Origin of the sequence: Nocardioides limicola (assembly GCF_016827675.1) — a bacterium.
GTDB lineage: Bacteria > Actinomycetota > Actinomycetes > Propionibacteriales > Nocardioidaceae > Nocardioides > Nocardioides limicola.
This window is the reverse complement of sequence record NZ_JAERJA010000001.1, coordinates 280,243-293,311: the sequence shown is the minus strand read 5'-3', so window position 1 is coordinate 293,311 and position 13,069 is coordinate 280,243. Positions and strand designations below refer to the sequence as shown.

The 13,069-nt window shown below is 67.3% G+C and carries 19 protein-coding genes; 12 read left to right on the top strand and 7 right to left on the bottom strand.

Features of this window, described 5'->3' with window-relative positions; translation table 11 throughout:
- Positions 1-38: 38 nt before the first annotated feature.
- A complete protein-coding gene (locus JKG67_RS01460) occupies positions 39-371 on the top strand; it encodes an ArsR/SmtB family transcription factor (RefSeq protein ID WP_203335474.1) in 333 nt (110 codons plus the stop codon).
- A 5-nt stretch (positions 372-376) separates the two neighbouring features.
- Here the strand turns inward: JKG67_RS01460 and JKG67_RS01455 are convergent, their stop codons facing one another.
- Positions 377-535: a hypothetical protein gene (locus tag JKG67_RS01455; protein WP_203335473.1), complete on the bottom strand. Its 159-nt coding sequence runs from the start codon at positions 533-535 to the stop codon at positions 377-379.
- A gap of 101 nt (positions 536-636) precedes the next feature.
- Here JKG67_RS01455 and JKG67_RS01450 point away from each other — a divergent pair, with 101 nt between their 5' ends.
- The 5 genes from JKG67_RS01450 to JKG67_RS01430 are packed head-to-tail and all read left to right on the top strand — an operon-like array spanning position 637 to position 4,596.
- Entirely contained in the window at positions 637-1,101 is a 465-nt protein-coding gene (locus JKG67_RS01450; RefSeq protein WP_238997776.1) for an SRPBCC family protein, read from the top strand.
- Position 1,102: 1 nt separating this feature from the next.
- On the top strand, positions 1,103-1,555 hold the full coding sequence (locus JKG67_RS01445; RefSeq protein WP_203335471.1) for a helix-turn-helix transcriptional regulator: 453 nt from the start codon (positions 1,103-1,105) through the stop codon (positions 1,553-1,555).
- Between the two features lie 20 nt (positions 1,556-1,575).
- Positions 1,576-1,821 (top strand): VOC family protein, encoded by a 246-nt coding sequence (locus JKG67_RS01440; RefSeq protein ID WP_203335470.1) that lies wholly within the window; start codon positions 1,576-1,578, stop codon positions 1,819-1,821.
- A 10-nt stretch (positions 1,822-1,831) separates the two neighbouring features.
- Entirely contained in the window at positions 1,832-2,242 is a 411-nt protein-coding gene (locus tag JKG67_RS01435; protein ID WP_203335469.1) for a VOC family protein, read from the top strand.
- A complete protein-coding gene (locus JKG67_RS01430) occupies positions 2,242-4,596 on the top strand; it encodes an ATP-binding cassette domain-containing protein (protein WP_203335912.1) in 2,355 nt (784 codons plus the stop codon). The genes JKG67_RS01435 and JKG67_RS01430 overlap by 1 nt, the downstream gene beginning before the upstream one ends.
- Before the next feature lie 4 nt (positions 4,597-4,600).
- Here the strand turns inward: JKG67_RS01430 and JKG67_RS01425 are convergent, their stop codons facing one another.
- Positions 4,601-5,080, bottom strand: coding sequence for a VanZ family protein (locus JKG67_RS01425; RefSeq protein ID WP_203335468.1), 480 nt, complete (start codon positions 5,078-5,080; stop codon positions 4,601-4,603).
- A 23-nt stretch (positions 5,081-5,103) separates the two neighbouring features.
- Positions 5,104-5,634 carry a TetR/AcrR family transcriptional regulator gene (locus JKG67_RS01420; RefSeq protein ID WP_203335467.1) on the bottom strand — a complete coding sequence of 177 codons (531 nt, stop codon included), beginning with the start codon at positions 5,632-5,634 and terminating at the stop codon, positions 5,104-5,106.
- 28 nt (positions 5,635-5,662) lie between these two features.
- Between JKG67_RS01420 and JKG67_RS01415 the strand changes: the two genes are divergently transcribed.
- Complete coding sequence (locus tag JKG67_RS01415; protein ID WP_203335466.1) at positions 5,663-6,223, top strand: peroxiredoxin-like family protein; 561 nt, start codon at positions 5,663-5,665, stop codon at positions 6,221-6,223.
- A gap of 5 nt (positions 6,224-6,228) precedes the next feature.
- Here the strand turns inward: JKG67_RS01415 and JKG67_RS01410 are convergent, their stop codons facing one another.
- The 3 genes from JKG67_RS01410 to JKG67_RS01400 form a co-directional block, all read right to left on the bottom strand.
- Entirely contained in the window at positions 6,229-6,435 is a 207-nt protein-coding gene (locus JKG67_RS01410; RefSeq protein ID WP_203335465.1) for a hypothetical protein, read from the bottom strand.
- Between the two features lie 47 nt (positions 6,436-6,482).
- A complete protein-coding gene (locus tag JKG67_RS01405) occupies positions 6,483-8,129 on the bottom strand; it encodes an RCC1 domain-containing protein (protein WP_203335464.1) in 1,647 nt (548 codons plus the stop codon).
- 122 nt (positions 8,130-8,251) lie between these two features.
- Positions 8,252-8,860 carry a class I SAM-dependent methyltransferase gene (locus tag JKG67_RS01400; RefSeq protein ID WP_203335463.1) on the bottom strand — a complete coding sequence of 203 codons (609 nt, stop codon included), beginning with the start codon at positions 8,858-8,860 and terminating at the stop codon, positions 8,252-8,254.
- Positions 8,861-8,987: 127 nt separating this feature from the next.
- Between JKG67_RS01400 and JKG67_RS01395 the strand changes: the two genes are divergently transcribed.
- Positions 8,988-9,761, top strand: a complete 774-nt coding sequence (locus JKG67_RS01395) for a 2-phosphosulfolactate phosphatase (protein WP_203335462.1) — start codon at positions 8,988-8,990, stop codon at positions 9,759-9,761.
- Between the two features lie 66 nt (positions 9,762-9,827).
- On the opposite strand, the gene JKG67_RS01390 is transcribed toward JKG67_RS01395, so the two are convergent.
- Positions 9,828-10,670, bottom strand: a complete 843-nt coding sequence (locus tag JKG67_RS01390; RefSeq protein WP_238997775.1) for a nucleotidyltransferase domain-containing protein — start codon at positions 10,668-10,670, stop codon at positions 9,828-9,830.
- Between the two features lie 115 nt (positions 10,671-10,785).
- On the opposite strand from JKG67_RS01390, the gene JKG67_RS01385 reads away from it, so the two are divergent.
- The 4 genes from JKG67_RS01385 to JKG67_RS01370 all read left to right on the top strand — a co-directional run bounded on the left by JKG67_RS01385 (position 10,786) and on the right by JKG67_RS01370 (position 13,063).
- The gene (locus tag JKG67_RS01385; RefSeq protein ID WP_203335460.1) at positions 10,786-11,037 is read left to right on the top strand and encodes a type II toxin-antitoxin system Phd/YefM family antitoxin; all 252 of its coding nucleotides are present in this window, start codon (positions 10,786-10,788) and stop codon (positions 11,035-11,037) included.
- Positions 11,034-11,294, top strand: coding sequence for a Txe/YoeB family addiction module toxin (locus tag JKG67_RS01380; RefSeq protein ID WP_203335459.1), 261 nt, complete (start codon positions 11,034-11,036; stop codon positions 11,292-11,294). Before JKG67_RS01385 ends, JKG67_RS01380 begins: the two co-directional genes overlap by 4 nt.
- A 375-nt stretch (positions 11,295-11,669) precedes the next feature.
- A complete protein-coding gene (locus JKG67_RS01375) occupies positions 11,670-12,734 on the top strand; it encodes a tyrosine-type recombinase/integrase (RefSeq protein WP_203335458.1) in 1,065 nt (354 codons plus the stop codon).
- The gene (locus JKG67_RS01370; protein ID WP_194695391.1) at positions 12,731-13,063 is read left to right on the top strand and encodes a helix-turn-helix domain-containing protein; all 333 of its coding nucleotides are present in this window, start codon (positions 12,731-12,733) and stop codon (positions 13,061-13,063) included. The genes JKG67_RS01375 and JKG67_RS01370 overlap by 4 nt, the downstream gene beginning before the upstream one ends.
- The last annotated feature ends 6 nt before the right edge of the window (positions 13,064-13,069 follow it).

The window sequence follows — 13,069 nt, the reverse complement described above, 5'->3', positions numbered from 1 at the left end:
CCACGGAACACTACCGATACGAAGGGGGGATCGCCGTCATGGGTGTGCCGTTGTATCAGCGGAAGTCCGAGTTCTTCCGGACCTTGGGACACCCGGCGAGGATCCGGATCCTGGAGCTGCTTTCCGAGCGTGACCACGCGGTACACGAGCTGCTGGCCGTGCTTCCGATCGAGGCCAGCAACCTCTCCCAGCAGCTCGCGGTGTTGCGCCGGGCAGCCCTGGTGGTGTCCGACAGGCGAGACGGACAGGTGGTCTATTCGGTGAGTGTCCCCGAGGTGAGGCACCTGCTGACCACGGCCAGGGCGATCCTCAGCGGGCTGGTCGCCGACGAGGACGACGACGATCAGGACCTCGTCGCAGCGTCGAACTGAGACGTTCAGCCCGCCATCAGCATGCTCGGCGTACCAGGCATCGGCGGCGGCACACAGTCACAACTCTCCGAGCAGGCGTAGTAGGTGTGCGGCGGGTGACCGCACCCCAGGCAGGGGAGGTCGTGCGTCACACCACTGAGGCCGACCTCGGTCGTCTCCCACATCTCCCTGCCTCCTCTCGTCAGGTCCTACCCGTTCAGGAGTGGCGTTCGCGCCGCCAGATACATCAGTGAGACGGCGACCCCGGCAGGGCATGATGGGGAACATGCGAGGATCCGTCACCATTCATATGGCCGCCCATCCCGACGAGGTGTGGCAGCTGGTCAGCGACGTCACCCGGATCGGCGAGTTCAGTCCAGAGACGTTCGAGGCCGAGTGGACCGACGGAGCCACCGGGCCGGCGCTGGGAGCCCACTTCCGCGGCCACGTCCGGCGCAATGGGATCGGGCCCGTCTACTGGACCGCCTGCAAGGTGACCCACTGCGAGCCCGGGCGTGACTTCGGCTTCGCCGTCTATGGCGCAGGTCGTCGCCTCAACAACTGGCGCTACCAGCTCGAACCCAGGGATGGGGGGACCGACGTCACCGAGTCCTACCACCTCGATGACGCCGGGGTGCTGCGTCTCTACTCGTCCACACTGGGGCTGCTGAGGCGTCGCACCAACCTGCGGGGGATGCGCGAGACGCTGACCCGGATCAAGGCTGTCGTCGAGCGCAGCGAGGTCGGCTGACATGTCCACGTCCGGTCCGGTCACTCGAGAGCGGCTGGCCGACCTGGCACGGCTGCGTCGGGTACGGGACCGGATCGACCGCGAGTACGCCGAGCCGCTGAACGTCGAGGCGTTGGCGCGCGCGGAGCACGTCTCGGCCGGCCACCTCAGCCGCCAGTTCAAGCAGGCCTACGGCGAGTCGCCGTACTCCTATCTGATGACGCGGCGGGTAGAACGGGCGATGGCCCTGCTGCGTCGAGGCGACCTGAGCGTGACCGAGGTGTGCTTCGCGGTCGGCTGCTCCTCGTTGGGCACCTTCAGCACCCGGTTCGCCGAACTGGTCGGAGTCCCACCGAGCGTGTACCGGACCGAGGGAGCCGTGGTCACCGAGGGGATGCCCGCGTGCCTGGCCAAACAGATCACCCGCCCGGTCCGCAACCCATCGAGCAGGAATCGAGAAGCGCCGACCCGGTAGATCTTCCTACCGTCGAGGCCATGAACTCCATCCACACCGTCACCCTCGAGGTGAACGACCCTGAAACCGCCCGCGCCTTCTACACCCAGTTCGGCGTCGACTCCTTCATCGAGGTGCGGCCCGGCACCGCACCGACCAGCGGGTTCCGTGGCTACACCCTGTCGCTGCTGGTGACCCAACCCCGTGCCGTGGACCATTTCGCGCAGACGGCACTGGACGCCGGCGCCACCAGCCTGAAACAGCGAACCACCAGCGGACACCGCTAGCGTGAGTGTCATGCAGATCACTATCGACACCGTCGCTCTGCCCCATGTCGATGCGGATGCCTCTGTCGCCTTCTACCGCGATGCCCTCGGCCTGGAGGTTCGCAGCGATGTCGGCGCAGGCACCATGCGCTGGATCACCGTGGGCCCGCCGGATCAGCCCGAGACCTGCATCCTGCTCGGACCGCCCGCTGCCGATCCCGGGATCACCGAGGAGGAGCGCCGGACCATCTCCGAGATGATGGCCAAGGGCACCTACGGCTGGATCCTGCTGGCCAGCAAGGACCTGGACGCCACCTTCGCCCGGATCGCGGCCACCGGGGCGGACGTGGTCCAGGAACCGACCGTGCAGCCCTACGGCATCCGCGACTGCGCGTTCCGGGACCCGGCAGGCAACCTGGTCCGGATCAAGGAGGCTGACTGATCGTGCACGCTGCTGACCGCCACGACGTGATCCGGGTGCAGGGTGCCCGGGAGAACAACCTCAAGGACATCGACGTCGAGATCCCCAAGCGGCGGCTCACCGTCTTCACCGGGGTGTCCGGGTCGGGCAAGAGTTCGCTGGTCTTCGGCACCATCGCCGCGGAGTCCCAGCGGCTGATCAACGAGACCTACTCGACGTTCCTGCAGGGCTTCATGCCGTCCCTGGCGCGCCCCGAGGTAGACGTACTTGAGGGGATCACCACCGCGATCGTGGTCGACCAGGAGCGGATGGGGGCCAACGCGCGGTCGACCGTCGGCACGGTCACCGACGCGAACGCCATGCTCCGGGTCCTCTTCAGTCGGTTGGGGTCGCCGTTCATCGGGCCGCCGACCGCCTTCTCGTTCAACGTCCCGACCCGCAAGGCCAGCGGGGTGATGAGCACCGACAAGGCCGGCGGTCAGGTGGAGAAGAGCGTCGTACGCGAAGCCGTCTACCTTGGCGGCATGTGCGCCGAGTGCGAAGGGCGGGGCACCGTCTCCGATCTGGACCTTGCCGCCATCGTCGACGACGCCAAGTCGCTGGCCGAAGGGGCGATCCTGGTGCCGGGCTACACCGCCGACGGCTGGATGGTGGCGGCGTTCAAAGCTGTGCTGCCCGCAGATGTGCCGGTACGGGACTTCACCGAGGATCAACGGGCGGACTTCCTGTACGCCGAGCCCCGCAAGGTCAAGGTGGAGAAGGTCAACGTGACCTACGAGGGCCTCATCCCGAAGATCCGCAAGTCGATGTTCAGCAAGGACCCGGACTCGCTGCAACCGCACATCCGCGCCTTCGTGGAGCGTGCCGCGGTCTTCGCCCCCTGTGCCGCCTGCGGCGGCACCCGACTGAACGACTCCGCCCGCTCCTCGACCATCAACGGCCTGCACATCGGCGAGGTGTGCGCCATGCAGATCACCGATCTGGCCGAGTGGCTGCGGGGGATCGAGGACGCCGGGGTCGCCCCGCTGCTGCGCAACCTGCAGCACCTCTTCGATGCCTTCGTCGAGATCGGACTCGGCTACCTGGCGCTCGACCGGCCCTCCGGCTCGCTCAGTGGGGGAGAGGCGCAGCGGGTGAAGATGATCCGCCACCTCGGCTCGGCGCTCACCGACGTCACCTACGTGTTCGACGAACCCACCATCGGCCTGCATCCCCACGACATCGCCCGGATGAACACCTTGCTGTGCGACCTGCGCGACAAGGGCAACACCGTGCTGGTCGTCGAGCACAAACCCGAGACGATCGCGATCGCCGATCATGTGATCGACCTGGGACCCGGCGCCGGCAGCGGCGGCGGCAGTGTCTGCTTCGAGGGCACGTTCGACCAGTTGCAGACGGCAGACACGCTCACCGGGCAGCACCTGGCGTATCGGGCACGACTGAAGCCCCAGGTGCGCCAGCCGCAGGGCACACTGGCGATCCGAGGCGCCTCGAAGCACAACCTCAAGTCGGTGGACGTGGACATCCCGCTGGGGGTGTTGTGCGTGGTGACCGGGGTCGCCGGGTCGGGCAAGTCGTCGCTGATCCACGGGTCGCTCCCGGCTGACCCGACGGTGGTGACGGTCGATCAGTCGGGGATCAAGGGGTCTCGGCGCTCCAACCCTGCGACGTACACAGGACTCCTGGAGCCCATCCGCAAGGCGTTCGCCAAGGCCAACGGTGTGAAGCCGGCACTGTTCAGTGCCAACTCCGAGGGGGCCTGCCCCAGTTGCAACGGCAACGGGATGATCTACACCGAGCTCGGGTTCATGGAGACGGTGGCGACGCTGTGCGAGGAGTGTGAGGGCCGACGCTTCCAGGCCTCGGTGCTGGAGTACCGGTTCGGTGGCCTGAACATCGCCGAGGTCCTGGACCTGCCGGTGGCCGAGGCGCACGAGTTCTTCGCCGCCGGCGACGCGAAGACGCCCGCCGCTGCGGCGATCCTGGCCCGGCTGGCCGATGTCGGGCTCGGCTACCTCAAGCTCGGTCAACCACTGAACACGCTGTCCGGCGGTGAGCGGCAGCGGCTCAAGTTGGCGATGCGGATGGGGGACAAGGGCGGCGTCTACGTGCTCGACGAGCCGACCACGGGCCTGCACCTGGCCGACGTGGAGAACCTGCTGGTCCTGCTGGACAAGCTGGTGGAGGCAGGCAAGTCGGTGATCGTCATCGAGCACCATCAGGCGGTGATGGCCCATGCGGACTGGATCATCGACCTCGGTCCGGGAGCCGGCCACGACGGCGGCGAGGTGGTCTTCGAGGGGACGCCGGCGGAGTTGGTGAAGACCCGGCCCACGATCACCGGCGAGCACCTGGCCGAGTACGTGGAGGTCTAGCTGGTCACACCCGGGCCGGGTCGGCGCGTTGCCCGGTGCGCCGCTCCCGGGCCCGGCGTACACGGGCGCGGCGCAGCGTCGCGGGGAGCATCAGGATCAAGGCGACGATGACCCCGACTGCGGCACCGAGGCTGTTCGCGACCAGGTCGCGTGGGTCGGGGACCCGTCCGGGGATGTGCTGCTGGGCCCACTCGATGCCGCCGGTCATCGCCACACAGGCGAACAGCGCCACCCACCAGTACCGGGAACCGAAGAGCAGGGCCAGGAACATCCCCGCGGGCACGAACAGCCCCACGTTGGCCAGGAACTCGAACTGCTGATGATCGATCTGGGTGAGGTGTCCGCGCCGCTGCAGGGCGTCCAGAACCCGGATTCCGAAGCTGGTGGCGCCAGTGATGGAGTCGACCGGCGACAGGGTCAGCCAACCGACGAAGGCCAGGTAGCCGCCGGTGACCAGGGCGAGGAACGGGTGACGATGCAGCACCGCACCAGTGTGCCGACCCGCTCCTAGCGGGGGACTGCGGCCCGCCTGAGAGCGTCGAGCAGTTGATTGGTGCTCTCCTCGTCCCCGGCGCGTGCCAGCGCCAGGACACCGAGGACTCCGGCGTAGAGCGCGTCGTCGGCGATCGCCTGGCGCATCCGCGCCAGATGCCTCGTCGTCAGCGCGGCAATCTGCGGGGTCGCATTGATGGGACTCTGGATCGCAGTGACCACCGGGCATCCGGGTCTGCGGTCAGTGCCGACGAGCTGGTCTGAGAGTCGATCGATGAAGGCGACGACGTCCCCGTCAGCCTCGAGCGGCGCGAGAAGCGCGTCCGCCAACTCCATGTACCGAGCCAGCGCAGCCTCGTAGGTCTTGACCTTGGTTCCGAACGTCCGGAACAGACTCGACGAGGAGAGGCCGGTGGCACTGAGCATCTGCTCCTGGGTCGTCGCCTCGTACCCATGGCTCCAGAACAACATCAGCAGCGCATCGAGTGCCTCGCCGTGATCGAACTCGCGGGGACGGCCAGGTCCACGAACGGAGGCGGTTGACATAGTGAGTGATTGTACTCAGAATTACGTTATGAGTCGAACAACTCCAAACAGGGCCGGGTCGCTTGCCCCCGGAGCGATCATCGAGCCCCGCACCCTCACCACGATCACGGGGGAGGAGGTCGCCGTACCGGCCGCAGAGGCGTTGGTCCACCTTCAGTTCCGACGGTACGCCGGTTGTCCGATCTGCCATCTGCATCTGCGGCAGGTAGCTGGGCGACACGGCGAGATCGCCGACGCAGGCATCCGTGAGGTCGTCGTCTTCCACTCCGCGGCGCCCGAACTGCGCAAGTACCTCGATGAGTTCCCGTTCGACGTCATCGCCGATCCGGACCGGGCTCTCTACCGCGAGTTCGGGGTGGAGCCTTCGCTGCGCGCCGTCCTGCATCCACGTGCAGTCGGCAAAGCCATCCGAGGACTCGGTCAGGGCGCCTCGGTGCGCGGCGCCCTGGGGATGGGGGAGGGCCACTTCGGCCGCCCCGCGGATCTGCTCGTCGCCCCCTCGGGCCTGATCGTGGCGGCCAAGTACGGCACCCACGCCGACGATCAGTGGAGCGTCGACGACCTGCTGGCCTTGGCGTCCGCCCACTGAATGGCTCAGGCGAGCCACTCTTCGGGCGCGAACTCGCGACCGAAGTCCATGCAGGCCTCGTTCTCACACCTGCCTTGGGTCTCGAAGGAGATCCCGGGGTTGCCGGTGCTGGCGACCAGGGCAGCATTCTCGGGGGAGAGGTGCCCCCCGTGGCGAAGCGGCTGCCCGCACGTGGGGCAGTGCGGGTCCACCAACTCGAGCCGCGTGCTCATACCTCCAGATTACGCCTGCCTCACGCCGGTCTGCTTGCGCTGCCAGGTCAGCCGATGAAGGCCAACTTGCTGGCCTTGGATCTGGTGAGGTTGGTGGTGCCTTGGTAGTTGGCGATGATCCTGATCTTGGTCTTGCCGTGCACCGTGATGCCCTTCCTGCGGAGTTTCTTGGTGGTGATCTTGAGCGTCTTCGCGTATGTGCAGGTGTCGGTGACCGGGGCGGTCTTCTGCAGGATCTTCTTCTTGCCCTTCTTCACGACGAGCTTCACCGTGCCGCCGCAGGTGGCCGGGTCGGCGACGAAGGGGCCGGTGACCTGGCCGCGGACCCTGAAGACGTAGGGCGGCTTCCGGTCACGCTTGGGCTTGCGCTGCAGAGCCAGGTTGGTGGGCGCGAGGACCCGGACCGAGCCGATCGCGGTCGCCGTCGGTGCCGGGTTCGCAACGTGGGACCCGGAGTTGACCGTGGAGCCGAGCTGGCCGTAGCGGTTGTTGCCCCAGCAGCGGACGGCGCCGGTCGTCAACGTGGCGCAGGTGTACGACGACCCGCCCGCCACAGCGACCGCGCTCGCCCCCAGCGGAGTCAACGTCACCGCGGGTTGCGGTGTCGGGTTCGCGTCGCCGGTGGTGGAGCCGAGTTGCCCGTAGTGGTTGTAGCCCCAGCAGCGGACGATGCCGTTGGCCAGCAGCGCACAGGAGTGGGCACCAGCGGCGGTGAGGGCGACGGCGCGGGCGCCGAGGTTGACCCCGGGCTGGGGTGACGGGTTCGCGTTGAAGGTGCCGGTGTTGGTGGCCGAGCCGAGTTGCCCGTTCCGGTTGGAGCCCCAGCAGCGGACGGTGCCGGTGGCCAACAGCGCGCAGGAGTGGGCACCAGCGGCGGTGAGGGCGACGGCGCGGGCGCCGAGGTTGACCGCGGGCTGGGGTGACGGGTTCGCGTTGAAGGTGCCGGTGTTGGTGGCGGAGCCGAGTTGCCCGAGGTAGTTGTACCCCCAGCAGCGGACGGTGCCGTCGGTCAGCAGGGCACAGGTGTGCTCTGTGCCGGCGGTGATGGCCACGGCCCGCTCGCCGAGGTTGACCGCGGGCTGAGGCGTCGGGTTCGGGTTCTCTGTGCCGTTGTTGGTGGTGGAACCGAGCTGCCCGGCGTCGTTGTAGCCCCAGCAGCGGACGGCGCCGGTGGCCAGCAAGGCGCAGGAGTGGGAGGTCCCGGCGGTGACGGCGACGGCCCGCTCGCCGAGGTTGACCGCGGGCTGGGGCGACGGGGTCGGGTTGCCGGTGCCGTTGTTGGTTGCCGAGCCGAGTTGCCCGTACCAGTTGTACCCCCAGCAGCGGACGGTACCGGTGGCCAGCAGGGCACATGAGTGGTGGGCGCCGGCCGCGATGGCGACGGCGCGGGCGCCGAGGTTGACCGCGGGCTGGGGCGTCGGGTTCGGGTTGGTGGTGCCGGTGTTGGTGGTGGAACCGAGTTGCCCGAAGTAGTTGTAGCCCCAGCAGCGGACCGTGCCGTCGGTCAGCAGCGCGCAGGTGTGGGAGTCCCCGGCGGCGATTGAGGCGGTGGCGACCCGTCGTACCTCGGATCCCGCCTGCTCCGCGCTCGCGGGTGGTCCGCCGAAGGCGGCCAGCCCCGAGATCACCAGGAGCAGGACGATCAGGGATGCGTGGCGTCGTACCGCCCGGGGCCGCGCGTTGTCGTGGCGCATGTCAGTCTCCTTCGACGAGTCCACTCCCACCCTGGACCGGCCCGGCCCGCAGCGAGCGAGTAGTCGACTACTCGAATCCCAGTCGCGCGAGTATCGGCTCTACCGAGATCCGCAGCTGCGGCTCACTCTGACAGGGGACCGCGTCGGCGCAGCCGGTACCAGCGCGGCGACGTCCGGCTCATCGGCCAGCCCAGGCCGGCGGTGGCCGCCGCCTCGGTCGACAACAATTCCCAGTCGGGGAATGCGGCCGCAACCTCTCCGGGGGACACCCCACCCAGAAGGGATTGCAACCGAGTGGGCCCGAAGGCGAGGATCAACAAGGTGGCGCCGGGCTCGGCCACCGCCGAGACGCCCCGACCCACGGCCTGACGCTGTGTGACGTTGAACCCCTGGAAGCAGCCGATGTCGAGGAAGAAGTCGAACGTCCCGAGCTCGGCCACCGGCAGATCCGTGACGTCCCCCACCAGGAATCTGGCGCCGTTCACGCCGTGGCGCCTGGCCGCCTCGACGGCGGCCGGGACGTAGTCGATGCCCACCGTCTGCCACCCTCGTCGCGCGAGCTCGGCGGTGTAGAGACCCCGGCCGCAGCCGAGGTCGAGGGCTCGACCCAACCGACCCGAGCGTTCCCTCTCCTCGCGATCCAGCAACGGGGCGACGCTGGCTGCCGCAGTCCGCGCGTAGCGCTCCCAGGGCGTGAAGCCGACGCGGTACATCCAGGCGTAGTTCGTCACGATGGCCCTCCCAGCGTCACCCTCAAGATAGCGCCCGGCCGACCGCCTTGGGCAACGCTGCCTGGCAGGTCGACGAAACTCGTGTCGTGGCACGTGGAGTGCGCGTGCAAGGCTAAGTTCGTCCACCATGGCGGACGTGTTCGGACAGCGGGAGTTCGACGTACGACTTGAGTGGGGACCAATCGGCGCACGCGCCACCCAAGCCGATATCGCCGTAGTCGTCGATGTTCTCAGTTTCTCAACGGCGGTCACTGTCGCCGTCGAGCGCGGAATCCGCGTGTTTCCCTATGCCTGGAAGGGGGCACAGGTCGCCGAATTCGCCGCCACCTGTGATGCGGTGCTCGCGGTAGGCCGGCTCGACGCCGCCAAGAGCGGGGGATTGCCCGCTCCCTCGCTCTCGCCAACCGATCTCATGGCTTGCGAAGCGGTTCCGCGCCTGGTTCTGCCGTCCCCGAACGGGTCGACCATTGCGGCGTCACTCGCGGGTGGCGGCTCTACGGTCGCGATCGGGTGCCTTCGCAATGCCGGGGCTGTTGCCGAGTGGCTGGTCCCAGCGGCTGAGGCGGGGCGTTCGATCGCGGTGGTACCAGCTGGCGAACGTTGGAGTTGCGACAACTCATTGCGGCCAGCCTTGGAGGACCATCTCGGCGCTGGGGCCATTCTCTCGGCTCTGCGAGAACGCGGCTATGACGTCGGCTTCAGTCCGGAGGCACTCGTGGCCGCCGAGATCTTCGACGCGAGTGCCGACACCCTCGGGGAACGCATCCGGGCCTGTGTTGGCGGTCGTGAACTCATCAGCAACGGCTTCGGTTCGGATGTGGACGTTGCCGCCGCACTCAACGCCTCGTCGGTCGTCCCGGTGCTCGTTGATGGCGCCTTCGTCTCAGCTGGGCCGTCCTAGTCGTCGCCGGAACCGAAGGCTGCGTCCTGTCGGACACCTGCTGGAGCCCGGCCTTGGCGCAGTGCGTCAACGCCAGAGTCCGATGAGTGCCGCGAAGCGGTCCACGATGGCGGGGATGAGTCCGGAATCGTCGAGCACGGAGGCGATCTCGGCGTGGCTCGCGTGATGGATGCCGGTCGCCCAGTCGTACAGCTCTGCCAGTCCGGGGCCGAGTTCGGGCTGAATCTGGCTCCAGCGATCGGCGGCCACCGATCGGTCTGTGGTCCATGTGCGATCGTGCACGCTGACCATGCCGGCCACAGCCAGCAAGGTCTTGCGCCCGATGCGGCGCCCCAACGCTGATGCGGTGACATCGGTGGACTCGTGGTGGTGCCGCCAACGTTCCAGGTGGCGGTCCAGGTCGCCGTTGAATCCCCGGGCAGCACGGGCATCTGCCGGGTATCGCTCCGCGGCATCCGCACGTTCTGGGCCGGCGAGATGGACGCAGTAATGCCGCAGGAAGACGCGGTTGCCGTACGCCTGATCACCATCCCCGAGGAAGTCCGCAGATGCGGCTGCGGCGATCTCGACACCACGGCAGAGGTCGCTGAAGAGGCCCGACAATCGCTCGCCCAGTACGGCGGCCTCGGACAGGTCGAGCGACAGCAGATCGACGTCCGAGACGCCCACCCGAGCAGTGCCGGTGGCAACCGATCCATAGAGGTAGAGGGAGGCGCCGGTGGGGGACACCGACGAAATGACTTCACGTAGAACCGGCTCAAAGGCCAGTGGCACTCGGTCTCGCCGGGCGCCGGTGGTGATGGTCCCGTCTGGGGCGACACCTTCGTGAGGGTCGCATCCGCCCGGACTCGGACCGCGTCCAGGGGAGCCACTCACGGTGTTGATTATGTCATTCCGCGCCGTCGCCATTGCCCAGTCACCTACAGGCACGGAAGTAGCTGAACTCCAGTGGCCGCCAGACGGGTTGCCAGACGGGTTGCCGGACCCCACACTCGAGCGTACAGTTTCCTGTACGGAGGTTCCCATGAAGACCATGACCTACACGGAGTCGCGCGCTAGGTACGCCGAGGTGCTCGACGCCGTCGTCAACGACCGAGAAGAAATCATCATCACCCGGGCCGGGCACGAACCAGCCGTGATCGTCTCTCTTGACGACTACGAGTCACTCAAGGAAACGGCCTACCTCCTACGCAGTCCCGCCAACGCGCGCCGCCTCCTCGAGGCCATCGATCAGCTCGAGTCCGGCAAAGGCGAGGAGCGGGAGCTCATCGAGTGAAGGTCGTCTTCAGCGCTCGGGGCTGGGACGACTACCTGTGGTGGCAACAGCAGGACCGGAAGTTGCTCAAGCGCATCAATCAGCTTGTCCGTGACGTCATGCGCAACGGCAACGAGGGCATCGGCAAACCCGAACCGCTGAAGCACGGGTTCCAGGGCTACTGGTCACGGCGGATCAACGATGAGCATCGCTTGGTGTACAAGGTCGTCGACGACGAGGTTCGGATCGCCGCATGCCGGTACCACTACGGACGATGACTGACGATCTACCGGGGTCCGGGAGCGCGGAGGCTCCCGTATGAATATCGCCGATAAGTGACATTATGTCACTTAGTAGTCTGCGTATTGCATCAGATGAATCATCCACCCAGGCTCTTGGCCACTACCCCGCCGGCATCGACGAAAGTGCCGTTGACCTGCGGAAACGCTGCGGCGATACGGCGTCTCGCACGCATGGACGGCGGCCTGCGGCGGTTTGATCGGCGCACATGACGGTCTCGGCGACACGCCGCTGACCTGCACAAACGACCTTGGCGTCTCATCAGATGCATCATTGAATCACTGGACGTAACCGGGATCTCGGGAGTTTCGATGCAGATTGACGGCTCAGGACGAGTCCACCTGGTGCGGTCGATGCCGATCCTCCGGCCCGATGAGCAGGTGCTCCAGTCGATGCTCGACGGCTGGCGCAACCAGCAGCTGTCGCGCAACCTGCAGTTCGCCACTATCGAGCAGCGGCTGCGCTGCGTGCAGCGGTTCATGGAGCACATCAACGAGGACCCGTGGAACTGGACCCCCGTAATGGTTGAGGAGTTCTCCGCCGACCTGCGCACGGTCAAGCACGTCTCCCACTCGACGCTCCGCGGCTACCACTCCGCACTCCGCGCGTTCACCAGCTACATCAGCAACCCTGACTACGGCTGGGACCGGATCTGCGAGGAGTACTTCGGCACGCACCCGGCCCAGGTCTTCTTCGACTGGAACACCGCTCCCCACGTCCAGGAGTACGACGGCCGCCCCAACAAGCGGCCCTACACACGCGAGGAACTCGTGGCGCTGTTTGACCACGCCGATGACGAGGTCGAACGCATCGGCGCGTCCGGGCGCAAGGGCTGGCAGGCCGCGTACCGCGACGCAGTCATGATGAAGATCGCCTACGGCTACGGCCTGCGGTTCAACGAGGTTCGGCATCTCCAGACAGTCGACCTCGCGCGCAACCCTCACGCCCGCGAGTTCGGCGCGTTCGGTGTCTGCAAGGTCCGGTTCGGCAAGGCGAAGCGCGCCTCCCCGCCCAAGCCGCGCAGCGTTCTGACCGTGTGGCACTGGACACCAGGGATCTTCGAGGACTGGCTCACAAACGGCCGCGGAGCACCTGACTCCCTAGACTTGTTCACGACCGAGCGGGGCTACCTGGTGGGCGAATCGACGATAAATCGCCGTCTCTCCCGTTACTGCCGGGAGCTCGGCTTCCCTGACGGTCTCGACTTTCATTCGTTCCGTCGCTCGTACGCCACCCACCTCCTCGAGGATGGTTGGGATCCGCGATTCGTTCAGTACCAGTTGGGCCACGAGCACGCGGCGACCACAGGGATCTACCAGTTCGTCTCCGACGACTTCCGCCGCTCCACGCTCAGGAGCGCGCTGGACCGCACGGTGACGGAAGCCATGCAACGCAGGATTGAGGACGGCACATCATGAAGCGCAAGGTCGACTACACGTGGCGGCTGGCCGAGCTGATGGCGGCGCGAGGACTGCACAACACGACAGACCTCATTCCCCTGCTGGCCGAACGCGACATCACCCTGTCCCGACCGCAGGTCTACCGCCTCGTCAACCAGCGCCCGGAGCGGATGTCGCTTCAGGTGATCGCGGCCCTGTGCGACATCTTCGAGTGCACGCCCGCGGATCTGCTCACCACCACCGCGGCCGACGTCCGTGCCCGCAAGACCGGCACCGCTGCCCCACCGAACGTCGTCTCGCTCGACCGAACCGTCCGGCCGCGCCGCGCGAACATCCTCGACGAGTAGCGCTCG

Bases quoted from the DNA above. Each gene is read 5' to 3' on its own strand.
- JKG67_RS01460 (WP_203335474.1), top strand. From the start codon at position 39: ATGGGTGTGCCGTTGTATCAGCGGAAGTCCGAGTTCTTCCGGACCTTG.
- JKG67_RS01455 (WP_203335473.1), bottom strand. From the start codon at position 535: ATGTGGGAGACGACCGAGGTCGGCCTCAGTGGTGTGACGCACGACCTC.
- JKG67_RS01450 (WP_238997776.1), top strand. From the start codon at position 637: ATGCGAGGATCCGTCACCATTCATATGGCCGCCCATCCCGACGAGGTG.
- JKG67_RS01445 (WP_203335471.1), top strand. From the start codon at position 1,103: ATGTCCACGTCCGGTCCGGTCACTCGAGAGCGGCTGGCCGACCTGGCA.
- JKG67_RS01440 (WP_203335470.1), top strand. From the start codon at position 1,576: ATGAACTCCATCCACACCGTCACCCTCGAGGTGAACGACCCTGAAACC.
- JKG67_RS01435 (WP_203335469.1), top strand. From the start codon at position 1,832: ATGCAGATCACTATCGACACCGTCGCTCTGCCCCATGTCGATGCGGAT.
- JKG67_RS01420 (WP_203335467.1), bottom strand. From the start codon at position 5,634: ATGTCAACCGCCTCCGTTCGTGGACCTGGCCGTCCCCGCGAGTTCGAT.
- JKG67_RS01415 (WP_203335466.1), top strand. From the start codon at position 5,663: ATGAGTCGAACAACTCCAAACAGGGCCGGGTCGCTTGCCCCCGGAGCG.
- JKG67_RS01410 (WP_203335465.1), bottom strand. From the start codon at position 6,435: ATGAGCACGCGGCTCGAGTTGGTGGACCCGCACTGCCCCACGTGCGGG.
- JKG67_RS01405 (WP_203335464.1), bottom strand. From the start codon at position 8,129: ATGCGCCACGACAACGCGCGGCCCCGGGCGGTACGACGCCACGCATCC.
- JKG67_RS01395 (WP_203335462.1), top strand. From the start codon at position 8,988: ATGGCGGACGTGTTCGGACAGCGGGAGTTCGACGTACGACTTGAGTGG.
- JKG67_RS01390 (WP_238997775.1), bottom strand. From the start codon at position 10,670: ATGGCGACGGCGCGGAATGACATAATCAACACCGTGAGTGGCTCCCCT.
- JKG67_RS01385 (WP_203335460.1), top strand. From the start codon at position 10,786: ATGAAGACCATGACCTACACGGAGTCGCGCGCTAGGTACGCCGAGGTG.
- JKG67_RS01375 (WP_203335458.1), top strand. From the start codon at position 11,670: ATGCCGATCCTCCGGCCCGATGAGCAGGTGCTCCAGTCGATGCTCGAC.
- JKG67_RS01370 (WP_194695391.1), top strand. From the start codon at position 12,731: ATGAAGCGCAAGGTCGACTACACGTGGCGGCTGGCCGAGCTGATGGCG.